Raw genomic sequence first — 16,021 nt, 5'->3', positions numbered from 1 at the left:
GGGGGAATTCATCTTTGAGTGGTCAATAAGCTACAGTGCCATGATTTCATTTTCCCTCATCAGGGGACTTGACTCCTACTCCCTCTCACCTGTCGCACAGAGCAACTACTTTTTGTCGTGCGGAATGTGGGTTGTATACAACGTCTCTACAGTTCTTAAAAAAAGGTCGATCGATAGTCTTTCAATGCAGAAATGATGTTTTTTTGTTAAAGCGCGATCGCATTGCCTTTAAATTATGTGTCCTCTTCTTCTTCTAATAATTCGCTCAAATATAACCGCACAAATAATTCCGCTGCTTCCGGATTTAGCTTTCGCAACGCTCGCACGATTTGCGCGATCGTATCGCCCGTCGGATCGACTTGCTCGTGAAACCAACGATAAACAACCGAACCTCGAACATCTAACGCGATCGCAAGTTTATTTTGACTGATTTTGTACTCTATTAGCACCTGCTTGAGGGCTTTACCGGCTCGTCCCATAACCCTAATCCTTTGACGGCTCCTCGCCCTAAAGATGCGAGGATTCTTGGATCGTAGGGAGTCTAATGACTTTACCCTCACCAAAATTCACGGCGATGCGCCCCACCGCTGTATGAGAAAATTCTTTCTGCTCCCTTGGAGCCAAAACTTTCCCAGGAAATTACGCCCATTGCGAGACAGGTTCCTCCGCTCTTGGCGCGAGTCTCTGACTGTGTGGCGGATGCCTTTATCCTACCATCAGGCATCCGCCCTAGAAGGGCGTAGCTCTGTATCCCATTATTTTCGGTCAGAGGACGGCTAAGGCGTAAATCACTACATAAATGCGGTTATGAGTTATCATGGATTCACTACATAAATGTAGTTACCCTTGAAGAGCTATTTAACCGCCATGACGATCGGCTTTTTAACCCAACCGCCCGCAACCACTGCGACTCCTAGCAGCGATACGACGTTTGTCCCCTTACCCCAACGCGAAACCGTCAAAACCATCCTTATCGGTTCTCCCGCAGGCGTAACCCACACCATCCACAAGCTGCATCGTTTGGGATTTGCACCAGCGAGCGATTGGAGTCCCCTGCAACCTAGCACTCAACCCGGAGAAGTCGTTAGCATTCTGATTCGGCGGTTCGTGCTGCGTTGAATGGGCGTAGGGCATAGCAGTGCTATACCCTACAATTGTGGTACACACTCTTAGGAAAAATTAAGGTCGAATTGTTCTCGACCAAATTCGCTAAATTAAAAGCATCGTCGTGCGATTTAGCGCAAGCTACGTTACCGCGATCGAAACTATTAGCACAATATTTGTCTTGAAAAACAGGAGGATTGAAATGGATGTTCTGATTCCAAAAGATATTGTTGCAGCTACAAAAATGTCACCAGCAGAACTCGCTCTGGAAATAGCAATTATGCTTTACAAGCAAGAAAAAATCAGTAGCGGGCGAGCTTGTCAATGGTTGGGAATGAATCTTATTGAATTTCGTCGAGAACTCGGCAAACGCGGTTTAACGATTAACTATGATGTCGAAGATTTTGAGTCCGATCTGAAAACGCTAAGAGAGCTTGGAAGATTATGATTGTTGTCAGCGATACTTCACCAATTACAAGTTTAGCAGGTATCGGTCAGCTAGATATTCTTCGACAACTCTATGGTAGAGTAATTATTCCCCAAGCCGTTTATCGTGAAATGGTCTGTATCGAGCGAACAGTACCGGGTGCATCTGAAGTTCAAAGCTTAGCGTGGATTGAGACTCAGCAAGTTTACGATCTTCGTCAAGTTGAAGCCCTTCGCTCGGAATTAGATGCCGGGGAGGCAGAAGCAATTATTTTGGCGATGGAATTAAAAGCAGACTTTTTAATTATAGATGAACGCTTTGGCAGAAAGATTGCAAGCCAGTATGGGATTAATTTAACTGGTGTTTTAGGAGTTCTATTGGAGGCGAAGAGAAAAGGCTTAATTTTAGCAATTAAGCCTTTAATGGATCGATTAATTAATGAAGTTGAGTTTAGAGTTAGCGAGCAATTATACAACTTTGTCTTGAATGCGGCAGGCGAGTAGGAGTTCAGTAGAAGCGTAAAAGAAAGCGGTACTATCTCTTCCTATTATACAGTTTTTATTCCTAAAACCATGCACCGAATTGCTGCCACGCCGGGAGGTTGGAACCCCAATGCAGAAGGCGTTATTTTTATCGAACAAACTGCCGCACCGATTGTATTTCTGACGGCGGCGGATACGGATATTCAAACTTTGGCGGCGGCAATTTCTCATCTTCCTGAAGGGTTTCCTGCGATTCGCTGTGCCAATCTTTTACAACTTCAGCAGCAACTCAGCATCGATACTTATGCAGAGACGGTTTTAAGCAAGGCAAAGGTTATTATTTTGCGCTTGTTGGGGGGACGTTCTTATTGGTCGTATGGGTTGGAAGTGGTGAAGGAAGTTGCGGCGGAAACAGGCGCGGCTTTATTGATTTTGCCGGGGGACGATCGCGCGGATCCGACTTTGATGAGTCATTCTACCTTAGCGCTGGCGAAGTGCGATCGCGTTTGGCAGTATTTGGTGGAAGGCGGAGTTGAAAACTATACCGCTATGCTGCAATTTGTTACCGATCTTTGTTTGAATACGAGCTACAATCCGCCGTCTCCCCAAGAAGTGCCTCGCATTGGCTTTTATCGTTACGCACGATCGGAACGTCAGGATGCACCCGACCGGGGTAAGGTCGGTTTACTATTTTATCGCGCTCATTATTTAGCAGGTAACATTACACCTATTGAGGGGCTTTGTCAAGCTTTAATAGAGCAAAATTTGGAACCGATTCCGGTGTTTGTTTCTTCATTACGCGATCGCGAGATTCAAAGGGAACTTTCTTCTTACTTAAACGGGATTGAATTACTCCTCAATACAACGAGCTTTTCTCTATTGCAAATCGATACTGAAGAACAGCCGCAACTTTGGCAGCAGATAAATATTCCGGTGCTGCAAGTAATTTTAAGTGGCGGAACGGAGGAACAGTGGGCAGAGAGTTTTCAGGGGTTAAGTCCGAGGGATATGGCGATGAATGTGGCGCTGCCGGAAGTAGATGGACGAGTCATTACGCGAGCGATTTCTTTTAAGTCAGTTCAAGTTTGGAATGCAGCGTTAGAGACGGAGGTTGTAACGTATCAGCCGAGAAGCGATCGCGTAAATTTTGTTGCCGAACTTGCGGCGAGTTGGGTACAGTTAAAACAAACTTCGGTTCGCGATCGCAAGGTTGCGCTTATCCTTGCTAATTATCCGAATAAAGATGCTCGTTTGGCGAATGGGGTAGGCTTGGATACGCCGGAAAGTTGCGTGCAAATTCTTCAGGAAATGCAAGCAGCCGGATATACAATCGATCGCGTTCCGGCGACAGGCGATGAATTGATTGCTTGGCTGACTGCCGGACGAACGAATGATTTGGAGGGGCAAGAATTGCGTCCAGTTTGGCAGGAATTAAGGGGGGAAGAATTTGGGGAGTATTTTAGGGTGTTACCCGTAACTGTTCGTCAACGTATTGAGGAACGTTGGGGGCAGTTAAAGGAGGGGGAGAATTTTGCGATCGCGGGAATTCAATTGGGCAATATTTTCGTCGGAATTCAACCGTCACGCGGTTACGATCGCGATCCATCTTTAAATTACCACGCACCGGACTTGGAACCGACACCGGATTATTTAGCGTTTTATCATTGGTTGCGATCGCAGTTTCACGCCCAGGCGATCGTTCATGTGGGAAAACACGGTAATTTAGAATGGTTGCCGGGAAAAAGTATTGCGCTGTCGGAAAATTGCTTCCCGGAAGTGGCGTTGGGTGCAATTCCTCACTTTTACCCTTTTATTGTCAACGATCCGGGGGAAGGTTCGCAAGCGAAGCGTCGTGCTGCTGCGGTAATTTTAGATCATTTAACGCCGCCGTTAACGCGGGCAGAGTTATATGGTTCTTTGCAAAAGTTGGAGGGGTTAATCGATGAGTATTATGAGGCGCAAACGCTGGATCCGTCGCGGTTAAAATTAATTGGCGATCGCATTATCAAACTGGCGCGCCAGGAAAATATCGATCGCGATTTGGGAGCCGATAATCTTGAAGGCGATACCCTGACTCGCTTTTTAAGCGTTGCCGACGGCTATCTTTGCGAATTGAAAGAAGCCCAAATTCGCGACGGGCTACATATATTTGGCGTTTGTCCAGAAGGGCGGCAATTGCGAGATTTAATTGTCGCGATCGCGCGCCATCCCGGACAAAATCGTTTGGGACTAACGCGGGCGCTGGCTGCCGATTTTAATCTCGATTTTGACCCATTAACTGCAAATTATAGCCATAGCGCCGTTCTTCCAGAATTTCTTGCAGTCGAGAGGTTTCACCAACTATCCCAGCCCTCAACACCAGCAGAATTTTTCCAATCGTTCTGCGCTAAAAACGAGCATAAACCGAGAACTTGGGGCGATGTCGTCGAAATCATCGAGCAAATCGCCGCTTACCTCGTTGAAACTCTTCTTCTTTCCGAAAATTCTCCATTATCCATTATCCATTCTCCATTATCTCTTCTCCCCCTCTCCCACAAAGAACTCACCTGGATTCAAACGACTCTCCTCCCGGCCCTGCAACAAACGCCCCAAGAAATAACCAACTTGCTACGCGGACTCGAAGGGCAATATATCCCCAGTGGGCCATCGGGAGCGCCGACGCGGGGACGAGCAGAAGTTCTCCCCACCGGGCGCAACTTCTACTCCGTCGATATCCGCGCTATTCCTACCGAAACGGCTTGGGATACGGGTAGAAAAGCCGCCGAAGCCGCGATCGAACGCTACGCCCAAGAGAACGGCGAATACCCCCAAACCCTCGCCCTCTCTGTCTGGGGAACCTCGACGATGAGAACGGGGGGAGATGATGTCGCGCAAGTGCTTGCTTTGCTCGGTACGAAGCCGATTTGGGATGGTTTATCGCGGCGGGTGGTAGACTTTGAAATCCTTACGCTGTCTGCGTTGGGGCGGCCTCGAGTCGATGTGACGTTGCGGGTTTCGGGCTTTTTTAGAGATAGTTTCCCCAATTTAATTAAATTAGTGTACGACGCGATCGCCGCCGTGTCAAGTTTAAACGAGCCGCCAGAGCAAAATCCCCTTGCCGCCAAAGTCAAGCAGGATAAGGAATTCTGGCTTGAGAAGGGGTTAGAAACTCGAGAAGCCGAAAAACGCGCTTTATATCGAATCTTTGGCTCGAAACCCGGTGCTTATGGTGCGGGATTGCAGGGCTTAATCGAAGCGCAAAATTGGGAAACGGATGAAGATTTAGCTCGTGCTTATCTCAACTGGAGCAGTTATGCTTATACGGCTTCTGCCAGTACGGGAAGAATTAAAAGTACCGCCGCTCCCGAATCTTTTTCGAGACGCTTGCAACAACTCCAAATTGTCCTCCACAACCAAGATAATCGCGAACACGACCTCCTCGATTCCGACGATTACTATCAATTCCAAGGCGGATTGACCGCTGCGGTGCGATCGCTGACTGGGAAAAATCCGACGACGTACTTCGGCGATAATTCCATTCCCACTCATCCCCGCGTTCGCCATTTAAAAGAAGAAGTTGCTCGCGTTTATCGTTCTCGCGTCGTTAACCCAAAGTGGATTGCAGGAGTGATGCGTCACGGTTATAAAGGAGCGTTTGAAATGGCGGCAACGGTGGATTATTTATTTGCTTACGATGCAACGGCGCGCTGCGTTGAGGATTTTATGTATGAGGGCGTTGCTAAGGCGTATTTATTCGATCCGGAGGTACAAAATTTTATTCAACAAAAGAATCCTTGGGCGTTGCGGGATATGGCAGAACGACTTATAGAAGCCCATCAGCGCAAGTTATGGTCTTCTGCTTCCCCAGCGCTATTGGAGCAGTTACGAGGGTTGGTTCATGAGGCCGAAGGCGTGATTGAGACAATGGATAATTGATGATGAATGATGAATAATGAATAGTAATACCAGATTGATGTGAAGCTGCATAGAATGAAAAGTAGGGTGTGGAGCGCGAAGCGTAACACACCGTTATCCTGAGAATTTAGGAGAGTTTCTTCTAGGCAACGCAATCTTAAATTGGTATAAGGTTAGATATTTCGTAGGGTGGGCAGCGCCCACCAGCTTTAAGTCAGTGCCATTCGATAATGGATGATGAATAAGGAATCGTGATGTTATTAAGCTTTAAGACTGAAGTACGATTCGTTTGCTAAAAACTAGAACTTCCAATAGTGCTGAGGATTAGCCGCAAGGCATGGGTAAGTCTTATATAACGGTTAAAAAGGTTAGTTAACTGAGGCGAAGAATGGGGATTTTTTTTGAAAAATGGGGCTTGCTTTTTCTGGTGAATTAGGATATATTTATTGGATAATGGAAATCTGTGCCAAAATTTTGAAAAAGTTAATATTTCCATTATCTAAAATATACCCCAAAACTGAAAGAAAAACAAGAAAAATTTTAAAAAAAACCGCGATTTTTATGAAGTAAAGTAACAAATAGGAATGGAGTAAGATCGAGGAAGCAATTTCCTTCAAACCGTAGAACAATGTTTAAACTATCCTCTTCCCTCCTCCTTTCCATTGTTTTAGTCAGTTGCGCGTCAGTAACGCCTCCAACCTCTGAAAATGGGGCTTCCACTTCGCCAGCGATCGCATCAAGTCCCTCGCCGAGAGAAACTCCTCCAACTCCAGCGATCGCAAAAGAATATCTAATTTCCCCTCAAGGCATTGGCGAAGCTCGCTTGGGCATGAAACTAAGCGAACTCAAACAAAAACTCGCCGGTAAAGCTGAATTTGGCGAAGACGAACCCTTCATGGTCGATATCAACGCCATTCCCGTGCGCCAAAAAGGAGAAGTGCAATACTATATCCTGCATTTAAGTTCCGAACCGCTAACAGATGCCGATCCAATTCCACTGCTAATGACAGACAATTCAAAGTATCGTACCGCCGAAGGCATCGGAGCGGGAAGCGCGATCTCGCTAGCAGAGAAAGTTTACGGCAAAGCAACCCTCAGTTACAACACCGACAACGAATCGAGAGAATACGTCCGCTTCGCAAATTTCCCAGCAACCAATATCAGTTTTCGCACCAACGGGACTCCAGGGAACTTTGCCGGAACTTACGCTTCCTCTCAATCGGGAAGTGCTTACGAAACGCAAGACTATCGTAAAGATACCGCTGCAATCGCATCGGTTCTCATTGATGGCTATCGTCCTTAACAGGGATAATGCGTTTCGCCTCTAGAAAAGAATAATTATTATTAGGATTGAGTCCTCGTTTCATACGCTCGCAATGCTCAACCTCACCCGTTACGAACAGACGCACCCTAAGCAATGGTGTGCGATCGCACGGCTACGGAAACGGCTACCGCACTCTGGAAAGCCTTACAAGAAGGATTAATCGTTCCCATCTCCGAAATCTACAAATTTTATCAAGCTCGAGAATTAGAAACAGAGCAACCCGAACTTGCCGTCTCCTATCAATTTCTCCACGATCGCATTCAACAAGCCGCCTATTCGCTCATTAGAAGCTATTGCGAACGAACTTACAGCCAGATTTTATCTGGATGGGGGAAAGGCAAAAAGTGCGCTTGGATATATAACCTTTTCGAGGGCAGATACAAACTCTCCAACCCTCGCCAATCTTCACGAAGGACTCGATAGCGCCCTGTTAATTTTGAAGTATCGTCTTAAGGCTAACGATTCTCGCCACAGCTTCGGTATAATAAAAAACTCGAATAACCCTTACCGCCCTCTCCCACAACCGTGACTGTAACTCCGATTCAATCGTCTCAACCTCAAGTTCCCGATCCCCTAGGACGCTTCGGTCAATTCGGCGGCAAATACGTTCCCGAAACGCTCATGCCCGCCCTCAGCGAACTGGAAGCAGCTTACGAAAAATATCGGCGCGATCGCGATTTTCAAGACGAACTGCAAGGATTGTTGCGAGATTACGTCGGACGGCCGAGTCCCCTCTACTTTGCCGAACGCTTGAGCGTGCAGTATGCAAAACCCGATGGTTCCGGACCGCAAATTTACCTCAAACGCGAAGATTTAAACCATACCGGCGCGCACAAAATTAACAACGCCCTCGCCCAAATCCTGCTTGCCAAACGCATGGGCAAACAGCGCATCATTGCCGAAACCGGGGCGGGACAGCACGGTGTAGCCACAGCAACCGTCTGCGCGCGCTTTGGGATGGAATGCGTCATTTACATGGGCATTCAGGATATGGCACGCCAAGCGTTGAACGTCTTTCGGATGCGTTTACTCGGTGCAACGGTACAACCCGTAGAAGCGGGAACGGGAACGCTCAAAGATGCCACCTCCGAAGCGATTCGCGATTGGGTAACGAATGTCGGCACAACCCATTATATCCTCGGTTCGGTGGCAGGCCCGCACCCTTACCCAATGATGGTGCGCGATTTTCACGCCGTTATCGGTACGGAAACGCGCCAGCAATGTCAGGAAAAATGGCAGGGTTTGCCCGATATTTTAGTGGCTTGCGTCGGCGGAGGTTCCAATGCAATGGGCTTATTTTACGAGTTTATCAATGAACCGTCGGTACGGTTGATTGGTGTGGAAGCAGCGGGCGAAGGGACGGATACCGACAAGCACGCGGCGACGCTGACGAAAGGCAGTCCGGGGGTGTTGCACGGGGCAATGAGCTACCTGTTGCAGGATAATGAGGGTCAAGTGATTGAGGCGCATTCAATTAGTGCGGGGTTGGATTATCCTGGAGTCGGCCCGGAACACAGCTATTTGATGGAGACGAAGCGCGCAGAGTATTATAGCGTTACGGATACCGAAGCGATCGCAGCCTTCCAGCGCGTCGCTCAACTCGAAGGGATTATTCCAGCGTTGGAAACTGCCCATGCCTTTGCTTATTTAGAGTTTCTCTGCCCGCAATTAACCGGCAGTCCTCGGATTGTGATTAATTGTTCCGGGCGCGGCGATAAGGACGTGAATGCGGTGGAGAAGTATCTGAAAAAAAAGTAGAGGCTTTAATTAAATCGGGCGAAAATAAAATAGATTTCTCTTGATTTTAAGTTCAGGAAATGGTGCGTTACGCTCCGCTAACGCACCCTACTTTCTGTTTTATTAAGCGCAAGCGTTATTGAGAATTAAGGCAATAAAAACTCAACGATTTATTCCTCTTCAACGCAATTTTGCAACACGCAGAATTCCTAAAGAGCCGGTCAACTACTCGGCATTGACAAAATTACTATACACATTAAGCGTGTAATGTGCTATCTTGTAAATACGCGTAAAATGTGTAAAAGTTCCGTGAATAAAATAAAAGAATTGCGTCAAGCCCATAATTTGACCCAAATTGCTCTTGCTGAAAAATTGAAGACAACTCAGCAAACCGTCCAACGTTGGGAGTCCGGTAAAACGAATATTCCCTCAAGCGGGCTTAAGGATTTAGCGATAATTCTCAACTGTTCTGTCGATGAAATCCTGGGCTTATCGGAAATTTCTAGAACTTTTTACCCAGCCGCATTTGTCGCTCTCCGCAAGAACGCTGAAGAGATCGTTGCTCATCATGGCGGAGTCATTTTAAAGCTTAAGGGAATCTCCCGACAGTTTGATTACCCCATTGATACGGTAGCTTGTGAAAAAATTCATAGTTCTTTGCCCGAAATTAGCGACAATCCTACTTCATTCTCCTGGATGAACTTCGAGGCACTGAATAATTATAAATTATTCATAAATCTCAAGTTTTTAAAGTCCCTTAATCTTTACTCTGATGACTATAGTGATGCTCCAATTTTCTTTAATCCCGAAGTTTATCGAATTCTAACTGACTGGGATTTAGTCAGTTCCGATTCAACCCTTTCACAAATTTCAAATTTATTTGAGATTTCTGAAACTCTGGCAAAAGCTTCAAAAGAAATTGTTGAAAAATATCAAGAAAATGACGGAGATTGGGATTCTTATAGTTATTTTCAGACTTGTAAAATTTACTGGAGCGACGGCGAAATCACTTCACACTATTTAGAGCGAAAACTTTATTTCAGTTTAGAGGAGCTAAGAATTGCGTCTGATGACCCAGATATTTATCCAGAAGCTCATTTAGGGGAACGATTCATTATTGAAGAGGATGAGGACGGGTATTTTGAGTTTCTTAACCTCAACCAGATTGCTGCAATCGAAGTTCCAGCGATTCAGTATTGGCAGGTTGCTTGTGAAGTCCAGCCAGAGCTTTTAAACGCTCGCAATCTCTCAATTTATATGCCACCTGCCCTCTCTCAAGTAGAAATTGCTCGAGAGGATTAAACAGATTGGGATATCATGAATGTAAAGGCTGGTCGTCGTTTGGCTGTATTGAGTTATGACATTAACATCTCGTGTTGTTCATAGCGACCCCGATATTCTGGGAGGAACTCCGGTTTTTGTGGGAACTCGCGTGCCGATCCGAACCTTACTGGATTATCTTGAAGCCGGTGATTCATTAGAAGTATTTCTCGATCACTTTCCTAGTGTGAGTCGGGAACAGACGATCTCGGCGCTTGAATTAGCGAAGGAAATGTTGAGCGCCTATGCGAATCCTGCTTGATGAATGCGTTCCGCGACCTTTAAAGCGCGAATTTGTTCCTCGTGAAATACGCACAGTTGTGGAGATGGGATGGTCGGGAAAGAAGAATGGTGAATTGTTGAAGCTCATGATTCAAGAGGGTTTTACCCTTCTTCTGACGACCGATCGCAACTTGCGATACGAACAAAATCTACAGCTTGCTGGAGTCGCTGTCGTCGTTCTTGTCGCACCGAGCAATAAGCTTTCCGACTTGCTTCCATTACTCCCAAATACTCGTAAAGTTTTGGATACTATTGCGGCGGGGGAAGTCATTGAAGTTAGCAGCTAGTAATGGAAACAGTAATGTCGAGGATGCTCTATATCTTTTTAATTCTATTTCCGATTTTTTCCCAAGTCTGCCAAGCTTCAATTAAATGCCCCTGCATCAGTGCAGAAACGCCGTTTAAGGCTTGGATTTCGAGACTGTTGGGTTGCAGCACGATCGCGGGTTTTAAGGCGTTTTGTGCGGCTTTCCCCCGCCAACTGTAGAGGTAAACAAAGGCGAGATAAGCATGGGCGTAAGGATTCTGCGGATCGAGACGAACCACATTTTGCAACGCCGCGATCGCACCCTCCGCATCTTCCTGCAAGACTTGCGATAATGCTAGCGCATAAGCCCACTCCCCATTGTTCGGATCTTGCTGCAAGCGTGCTTTTAAAGAAATCTCGGCTTGCTGCGTATAATCTTGTACGGGGTCATATTGATTAATACGCCCAATGTCATCGAAAACGGGGTCTAGGGCAGTAATTCCTTGGGGAAGTTTTTGGGCTAAGTTGCGGAGTTGGGTAACAAGATCGAGTTCGGGGGCGGGAGTTGGGGGCGCATTCGAGTCAACCCGTATATTAACTGAAGGAACGGCAATCGGGTAACGTTCCCCCGTCTCGCGGTTTAAATAAGTCGCTTCAAGTCGATAGGTTCCCGGTGCTAAGCTTGTCGGCGGTAACATCGCCGTCCGTTCCACCACTTCAAACGATTGTTGCTGTTGCGCGGCGGTTAAATTGCCCGAAAAGAGTTGCCCGTTGCCGATCGCGCGATCGTGAATCCAACCGCCGGAATTCGGGGCAAACGTCGGCTGCCAACTCAATAAAACTATCCCAGAACGCAACTGCTGCAAACCCCCAGACCAAGTATAAGTTACGGGAACGGGTTGTCCCGGCGGCACGACCGCAGGCGCGATCGCGCTGTCCAAACGCACTCTCAGTATTTCTCCGGATAGCGTCCGTACTTGCACGGAGGGGACGAGGCGATGGTATAACTTCGTGAGGCTGCCATCGGGTAGCTGCCAAGTTTTTTGCAGTTTAAAATCGTTGCTACTTTCAACGCGCCGTACCAACTCCAGCGTTGAAGGTTTATCCGTCCCCAAATCACCATTTTTAGTAATAAACCAATCCAGCGATCGCAAATCCCGTTCGACGCGGCGATCTCTAACGCCGACTTCGCGCCCATAAACCTGAAAATTCGCTAAAGCCCCATAATAATTAAAATTATTATGATTGAACGGCGGCGTAACCGGCATTACGCCTACCGTTGCTTGCAATTGCGGTGTCGTGCGGATAATCTCTGCAACGATTGCTTGTTGGGGCAGATCGATACCTGTATAAGGATAGGAAGGATTGGACAGCGAAAACGCGCGCAACCCCGAACCTATCGCCGCGCCGCCTAGGGGAAATAAATTAAGGATCGCCAGTAACGCCCCCAGCCCCAAAACGCCCCAGCGCGCGCCTCCCCAGCGTTTCGGTAACAACGTCAACCCCCAAGCCAGCACCACCGCCAACGCCGGAAGCATCGGCACAATATAGCGTGCGTCCTTATTCACCAATGCCGAACAGAGTAAGTAGGAAGAAGCGATAAACAACGCCAACCATCGCAGCGAAACCAAGCTAGGATGCGCGCCGCGAAGCGAATCCCTACGAGATCGCGCCGCAATAAATTTCCGCCCCGCCGCTAACAGTAAAGCAACAATTGGCACGATCGACAACGGCCAAGAGAAGGCAGCCGGAAACAGCTTAAAATAGTACGTCCAAGCGGCGAGGGTATTGAGGGGCGGATCCCCTTCCCGAACGGCAGCAGAAGCAATGCCGCTTTGAAAATTGCCGATGAAATAAATCCAATTCGTACTATACCAAGGAAAAGCGATCGCGCCCGCTAAGATAAAGGCAAGCAGTAATTGCAGCAATCTTCCCCAAGCCCGCCGCCACAAATTTTGCGCTACCACCCAAACCGAAGGAACGAATAAAAAGAAGATAACGGACTGCTTAGTCAGCATTGCCAGTCCGAGAAAGAAGCCAAATCCTAACGCATTGAGGAGAGACGGGGGGAGGGGGAGACGGGGAGAGGGGGAGACGGGGGGAGGGGGAGATGGATTACTTACTGTTTGCCAGCGCGTCAGGCAATAGAAACTGGCGGTAACGAGGGCAGCTAGGGGATAATCGACGAGGTACTGGAGCCGATTTAGGTACATTGCCGGCATAATTGCAACCATGCAGGCGGCTATCAGTCCAACTTGGCGGTTGAAAAGATATTTTCCTAAAGCATAGGTGCAAGCGAGCAAAAGGGCGCTCCAAAGTAGCATCACCAGCATCGCGGAATCTTGCCCGCGCCCGAATAGCTGTTGGAAGGGGGCAGTCGCGATGTAAGGAAGGGGCGGATTTTTTGATGAAAGCATCCACAAACTACGCCACCAGTTGAGGGAGAACCATTGCGCGTGCTGGAAGGCGTTGAGGTAGTTCAGAGTGCCGGTGAGGTGGTTGGTTTGATCCCAAGCGGGAATCGCGCGATCGCACTTTAGCCAAATGCGATCGCAAAGCGCGATCTCCAGCCAGATCCCTGCTAAAATCCATCCATCTCGTTGCATCGCTCTTTTGAGGGGATTGGATGGCAGCGCTTTTCTCACGGACATTGACCTCGATTACTGGCAAATAAGCCATCAGTTTACCCCTTCGCCGCCAACACTTCAGCGATGGATTTAGGGATAGAACTCGATCGCTCCCGAAAATAATTTGTATACTTAAGGATCCCTAAGTTGCTCGAGGTCGCGCTGGCTATGAACAATCCCAAAAAAGACCCCAACGAGATTAATATCGATCCGGGAACGTTACTGTTCGTTGCGATCGCCATTCTACTCGTTCCTCTACTGTTATCGGGCTTTTTCTCCCAGTAGCCCGAACCAAGGCAAAAAAATGTAGGGACATTATACTAAATGCCCCTACGGCGAGTCAGGAATTAGAGGTTAAAGGATTCTACACGAAGCGATCGCGCGATTCCGCAAAAATATCAAGCAACATTTTTTTGCCGGAGCGAACTCCGCCTACTTCCCGAGTTCGAGCTTTTGAAGCGTATCAAAGCAAGGCTAGCTCTCCACTTTACCAGACAGACTACGAGGGCGGCGCAACTTCCCGATCGCGAAGGGCAGTAAGAGCAGGAGAAGTTTTACCGGCCAGGGGGCAAAGAAAAGGGTTAAAAACGAACAAAGAACTGCGACAAAGCCAGCCGCTACTCGAACGATTTCTTCGGGGGTATTGAGAGCTAGGTAGAGTGCTACTGCTGCAACTCCTAAGTTAACGAATAAAGGTGCATACATGATATACAAATGCTTAGCGGGCGTGACTGTATTGCTAGGGGAAAGCTTGCGTTCCTTCAGCACGTAATCGCTTACTTCCGTCTCGTCACTGGCTGAATCGTCTGTGGCAAGATGAACGAATCAAATCCGTGTTTTTCTGTGTCTTCGTTAGGATAGCTCCACTCCTAACGACTGTCAACACCTATCGAGCTAGAATCCACGAGCTTTTGGTTAGCGCTTCAGTGTTTATACGCAGGTCGTGCGTTGATTTTGAGTCATGTAAGCGGACGGAGAATTTCAGGAAAATTAAGATCGAGATCGCGGGGATCGAGTGTTTTGCATCACATATAGACGCGATCGTATTCACATCCGAAAATGGGGATCGGTCACGAACAAGGTAAGAAAAATCAGGCACACTTAGAAGAATCAAAGTTCGTCACGCAAAAATGATGCAGTCTACCCCTAAACTTCTCCCCGATGCGATCGCAGATATTTTTGTATCCGCTAGCAAAACGAGATTACTGGCAGAAACAGACTGCTGGGGGCTACAAGTCGCAGTATCCGATGGAAGCCTCGACGAACAAACGAAACTAGCGATCGCGCGTTTATTCCGTGCCGTGCGCCGGGGAAAAATCCAACTCGCTGCTGCATAAATTCGCTGCCCTTAATTCCGGAATCTCGTCCAAACAAACTGAAGTCCTATCTTCAAGCGCTAATAAAAATAAATTTCAATCCCAATAGTGCCACCTCCCTCTTTATTTTTAACCCATGTCTCCCATTTCTAACCAATTTATAAACTTCCTCCAAGACGAATTAGCGATTCCCTCTGAATCGATTGCCACTGCCTTACGTCGCGGCGAAGCCAACACCAGCATCAGTCAACTGCCCATGATCCTTTGGCAATATGGATTAGTGACGCTTCAGCAACTCGATTTAATTTTTGACTGGTTAGAAGCCGCCTAGGTTTAACTGAGTTTTTGTCCGTGCGGAATGGAAATCCAACTCATAAAACCGTCTTTAACCTTATGAAATATGACCCCACTCTTAAAGAAGAGGCACTACCGAGCTATCGTGTAGTGCTTCTTGATTTAGGGAGCAAATTTAATTCAAACCGTTCGCCCGGTTCGGGTTCGATAAGGCGAGTTTCCAGTTGATGCTGAGCCAAGACAGCGCGAAATTCCTCCGCACTTCCCTTCTCGCGCAGCAAGGCTTCTAAAAGACCGTCATAAACGACTTCTCCCCCGGCGGCAGTAGGTAAAATAACTTGGGGCTGCAACATCTGACACATTTGTAAGGCACTATCCCAGCCTTGGATGATAGGCCCTGCTAGGGGCAATTCCAAGTTTTGAACGGGCGCAATCGCGACATCGATAGGGGCGCTACTCTGGACTTGGGGAGAATGATAGCCGTGCGGTTCGTAATAGAGGCGCAGCCCGCTTTCTAGCGCTTCTAATAAATAGCCATTTTCCGTGAGAAATGGCCCAATTGGAGCGCCGGGAAAGGCTTGAATGCGAACGCAATCCTTAAGGGTATAGGTTTCGCCGTGCGCGATCGCAGTGACACTTTGATAGCCTAATTTTTGCACGACTTTAGCAGCATTGGGAGAAGCAACTACGGGAATGCTGCGATCTAATTGCTCCAATGTTGGCGGGTGGGCGTGATCTTCCAGCCCTTGAGACAGCAGAATTAAGTCAATATTTTCTGGAATCGGACGAGAAGCGTCCCGTTGTCCTCGGAATAACCAAGGAGAATTGCTGAAAACGAGCGAACCGACAAGCCAAGGATCCAGCAGGATTCTCTGCGTGCCGAGTTCAATAAGCCAGGAGTTACTATCGAGCCAAGTGAGATACATTTTTCAGTTATCGGCGATCGGTAAACAGTTATATTCATATT

16 protein-coding genes and 1 riboswitch are annotated in these 16,021 nt (G+C 47.6%); of the genes, 12 read left to right on the top strand and 4 right to left on the bottom strand.

What is annotated here, in order from left to right; genetic code table 11:
- Nucleotides 1–233: 233 nt before the first annotated feature.
- The gene (locus tag H6G50_RS02615; protein WP_190712955.1) at nucleotides 234–479 is read right to left on the bottom strand and encodes a helix-turn-helix transcriptional regulator; all 246 of its coding nucleotides are present in this window, start codon (nucleotides 477–479) and stop codon (nucleotides 234–236) included.
- A 388-nt stretch (nucleotides 480–867) separates the two neighbouring features.
- Here H6G50_RS02615 and H6G50_RS02610 point away from each other — a divergent pair, with 388 nt between their 5' ends.
- From H6G50_RS02610 to H6G50_RS02565, 10 genes are all read left to right on the top strand, one after another.
- Nucleotides 868–1,119 carry a peptide ABC transporter substrate-binding protein gene (locus tag H6G50_RS02610; protein WP_190712953.1) on the top strand — a complete coding sequence of 84 codons (252 nt, stop codon included), beginning with the start codon at nucleotides 868–870 and terminating at the stop codon, nucleotides 1,117–1,119.
- A 187-nt stretch (nucleotides 1,120–1,306) separates the two neighbouring features.
- Nucleotides 1,307–1,552 carry a UPF0175 family protein gene (locus H6G50_RS02605; protein ID WP_190712952.1) on the top strand — a complete coding sequence of 82 codons (246 nt, stop codon included), beginning with the start codon at nucleotides 1,307–1,309 and terminating at the stop codon, nucleotides 1,550–1,552.
- Nucleotides 1,549–2,034, top strand: a complete 486-nt coding sequence (locus tag H6G50_RS02600) for a DUF3368 domain-containing protein (protein ID WP_190712950.1) — start codon at nucleotides 1,549–1,551, stop codon at nucleotides 2,032–2,034. Before H6G50_RS02605 ends, H6G50_RS02600 begins: the two co-directional genes overlap by 4 nt.
- Before the next feature lie 69 nt (nucleotides 2,035–2,103).
- A complete protein-coding gene (cobN, locus tag H6G50_RS02595) occupies nucleotides 2,104–5,928 on the top strand; it encodes a cobaltochelatase subunit CobN (protein WP_190712947.1) in 3,825 nt (1,274 codons plus the stop codon).
- Between the two features lie 607 nt (nucleotides 5,929–6,535).
- Nucleotides 6,536–7,210: a hypothetical protein gene (locus tag H6G50_RS02590; protein ID WP_190712945.1), complete on the top strand. Its 675-nt coding sequence runs from the start codon at nucleotides 6,536–6,538 to the stop codon at nucleotides 7,208–7,210.
- A gap of 114 nt (nucleotides 7,211–7,324) precedes the next feature.
- Complete coding sequence (locus H6G50_RS02585) at nucleotides 7,325–7,654, top strand: hypothetical protein (protein WP_190712943.1); 330 nt, start codon at nucleotides 7,325–7,327, stop codon at nucleotides 7,652–7,654.
- A gap of 102 nt (nucleotides 7,655–7,756) precedes the next feature.
- Nucleotides 7,757–8,989: a tryptophan synthase subunit beta gene (gene trpB, locus H6G50_RS02580; protein WP_190712941.1), complete on the top strand. Its 1,233-nt coding sequence runs from the start codon at nucleotides 7,757–7,759 to the stop codon at nucleotides 8,987–8,989.
- Nucleotides 8,990–9,235: 246 nt separating this feature from the next.
- Nucleotides 9,236–10,270: a helix-turn-helix transcriptional regulator gene (locus H6G50_RS02575; RefSeq protein ID WP_190712939.1), complete on the top strand. Its 1,035-nt coding sequence runs from the start codon at nucleotides 9,236–9,238 to the stop codon at nucleotides 10,268–10,270.
- A gap of 55 nt (nucleotides 10,271–10,325) precedes the next feature.
- A complete protein-coding gene (locus H6G50_RS02570) occupies nucleotides 10,326–10,550 on the top strand; it encodes a DUF433 domain-containing protein (RefSeq protein ID WP_190712937.1) in 225 nt (74 codons plus the stop codon).
- Nucleotides 10,534–10,857 carry a hypothetical protein gene (locus tag H6G50_RS02565; RefSeq protein ID WP_190712935.1) on the top strand — a complete coding sequence of 108 codons (324 nt, stop codon included), beginning with the start codon at nucleotides 10,534–10,536 and terminating at the stop codon, nucleotides 10,855–10,857. Before H6G50_RS02570 ends, H6G50_RS02565 begins: the two co-directional genes overlap by 17 nt.
- A 28-nt stretch (nucleotides 10,858–10,885) precedes the next feature.
- Here H6G50_RS02565 and H6G50_RS02560 read toward each other — a convergent pair whose 3' ends face one another.
- Nucleotides 10,886–13,423: a phospholipid carrier-dependent glycosyltransferase gene (locus H6G50_RS02560; RefSeq protein WP_190712933.1), complete on the bottom strand. Its 2,538-nt coding sequence runs from the start codon at nucleotides 13,421–13,423 to the stop codon at nucleotides 10,886–10,888.
- 495 nt (nucleotides 13,424–13,918) lie between these two features.
- On the bottom strand, nucleotides 13,919–14,212 hold the full coding sequence (locus H6G50_RS02555) for a hypothetical protein (protein WP_347239852.1): 294 nt from the start codon (nucleotides 14,210–14,212) through the stop codon (nucleotides 13,919–13,921).
- Nucleotides 14,195–14,269, bottom strand: a riboswitch (Glutamine riboswitch). (Overlaps the previous gene by 18 nt.)
- 305 nt (nucleotides 14,270–14,574) lie before the next feature.
- On the opposite strand from H6G50_RS02555, the gene H6G50_RS02550 reads away from it, so the two are divergent.
- Nucleotides 14,575–14,781, top strand: coding sequence for a hypothetical protein (locus H6G50_RS02550; RefSeq protein WP_190712931.1), 207 nt, complete (start codon nucleotides 14,575–14,577; stop codon nucleotides 14,779–14,781).
- Nucleotides 14,782–14,896: 115 nt separating this feature from the next.
- Nucleotides 14,897–15,091, top strand: coding sequence for a DUF2949 domain-containing protein (locus tag H6G50_RS02545; protein WP_190712929.1), 195 nt, complete (start codon nucleotides 14,897–14,899; stop codon nucleotides 15,089–15,091).
- 103 nt (nucleotides 15,092–15,194) lie between these two features.
- On the opposite strand, the gene H6G50_RS02540 is transcribed toward H6G50_RS02545, so the two are convergent.
- On the bottom strand, nucleotides 15,195–15,980 hold the full coding sequence (locus tag H6G50_RS02540) for an MBL fold metallo-hydrolase (RefSeq protein ID WP_190712927.1): 786 nt from the start codon (nucleotides 15,978–15,980) through the stop codon (nucleotides 15,195–15,197).
- Nucleotides 15,981–16,021: the final 41 nt, after the last annotated feature.

Origin of the sequence: Oscillatoria sp. FACHB-1406 (genome assembly GCF_014698145.1) — a bacterium.
Classification (GTDB): Bacteria; Cyanobacteriota; Cyanobacteriia; order Cyanobacteriales; family Spirulinaceae; genus FACHB-1406.
Note: the sequence above shows the minus strand (reverse complement) of the source record. Positions and strands in the feature narration are given on the sequence as shown.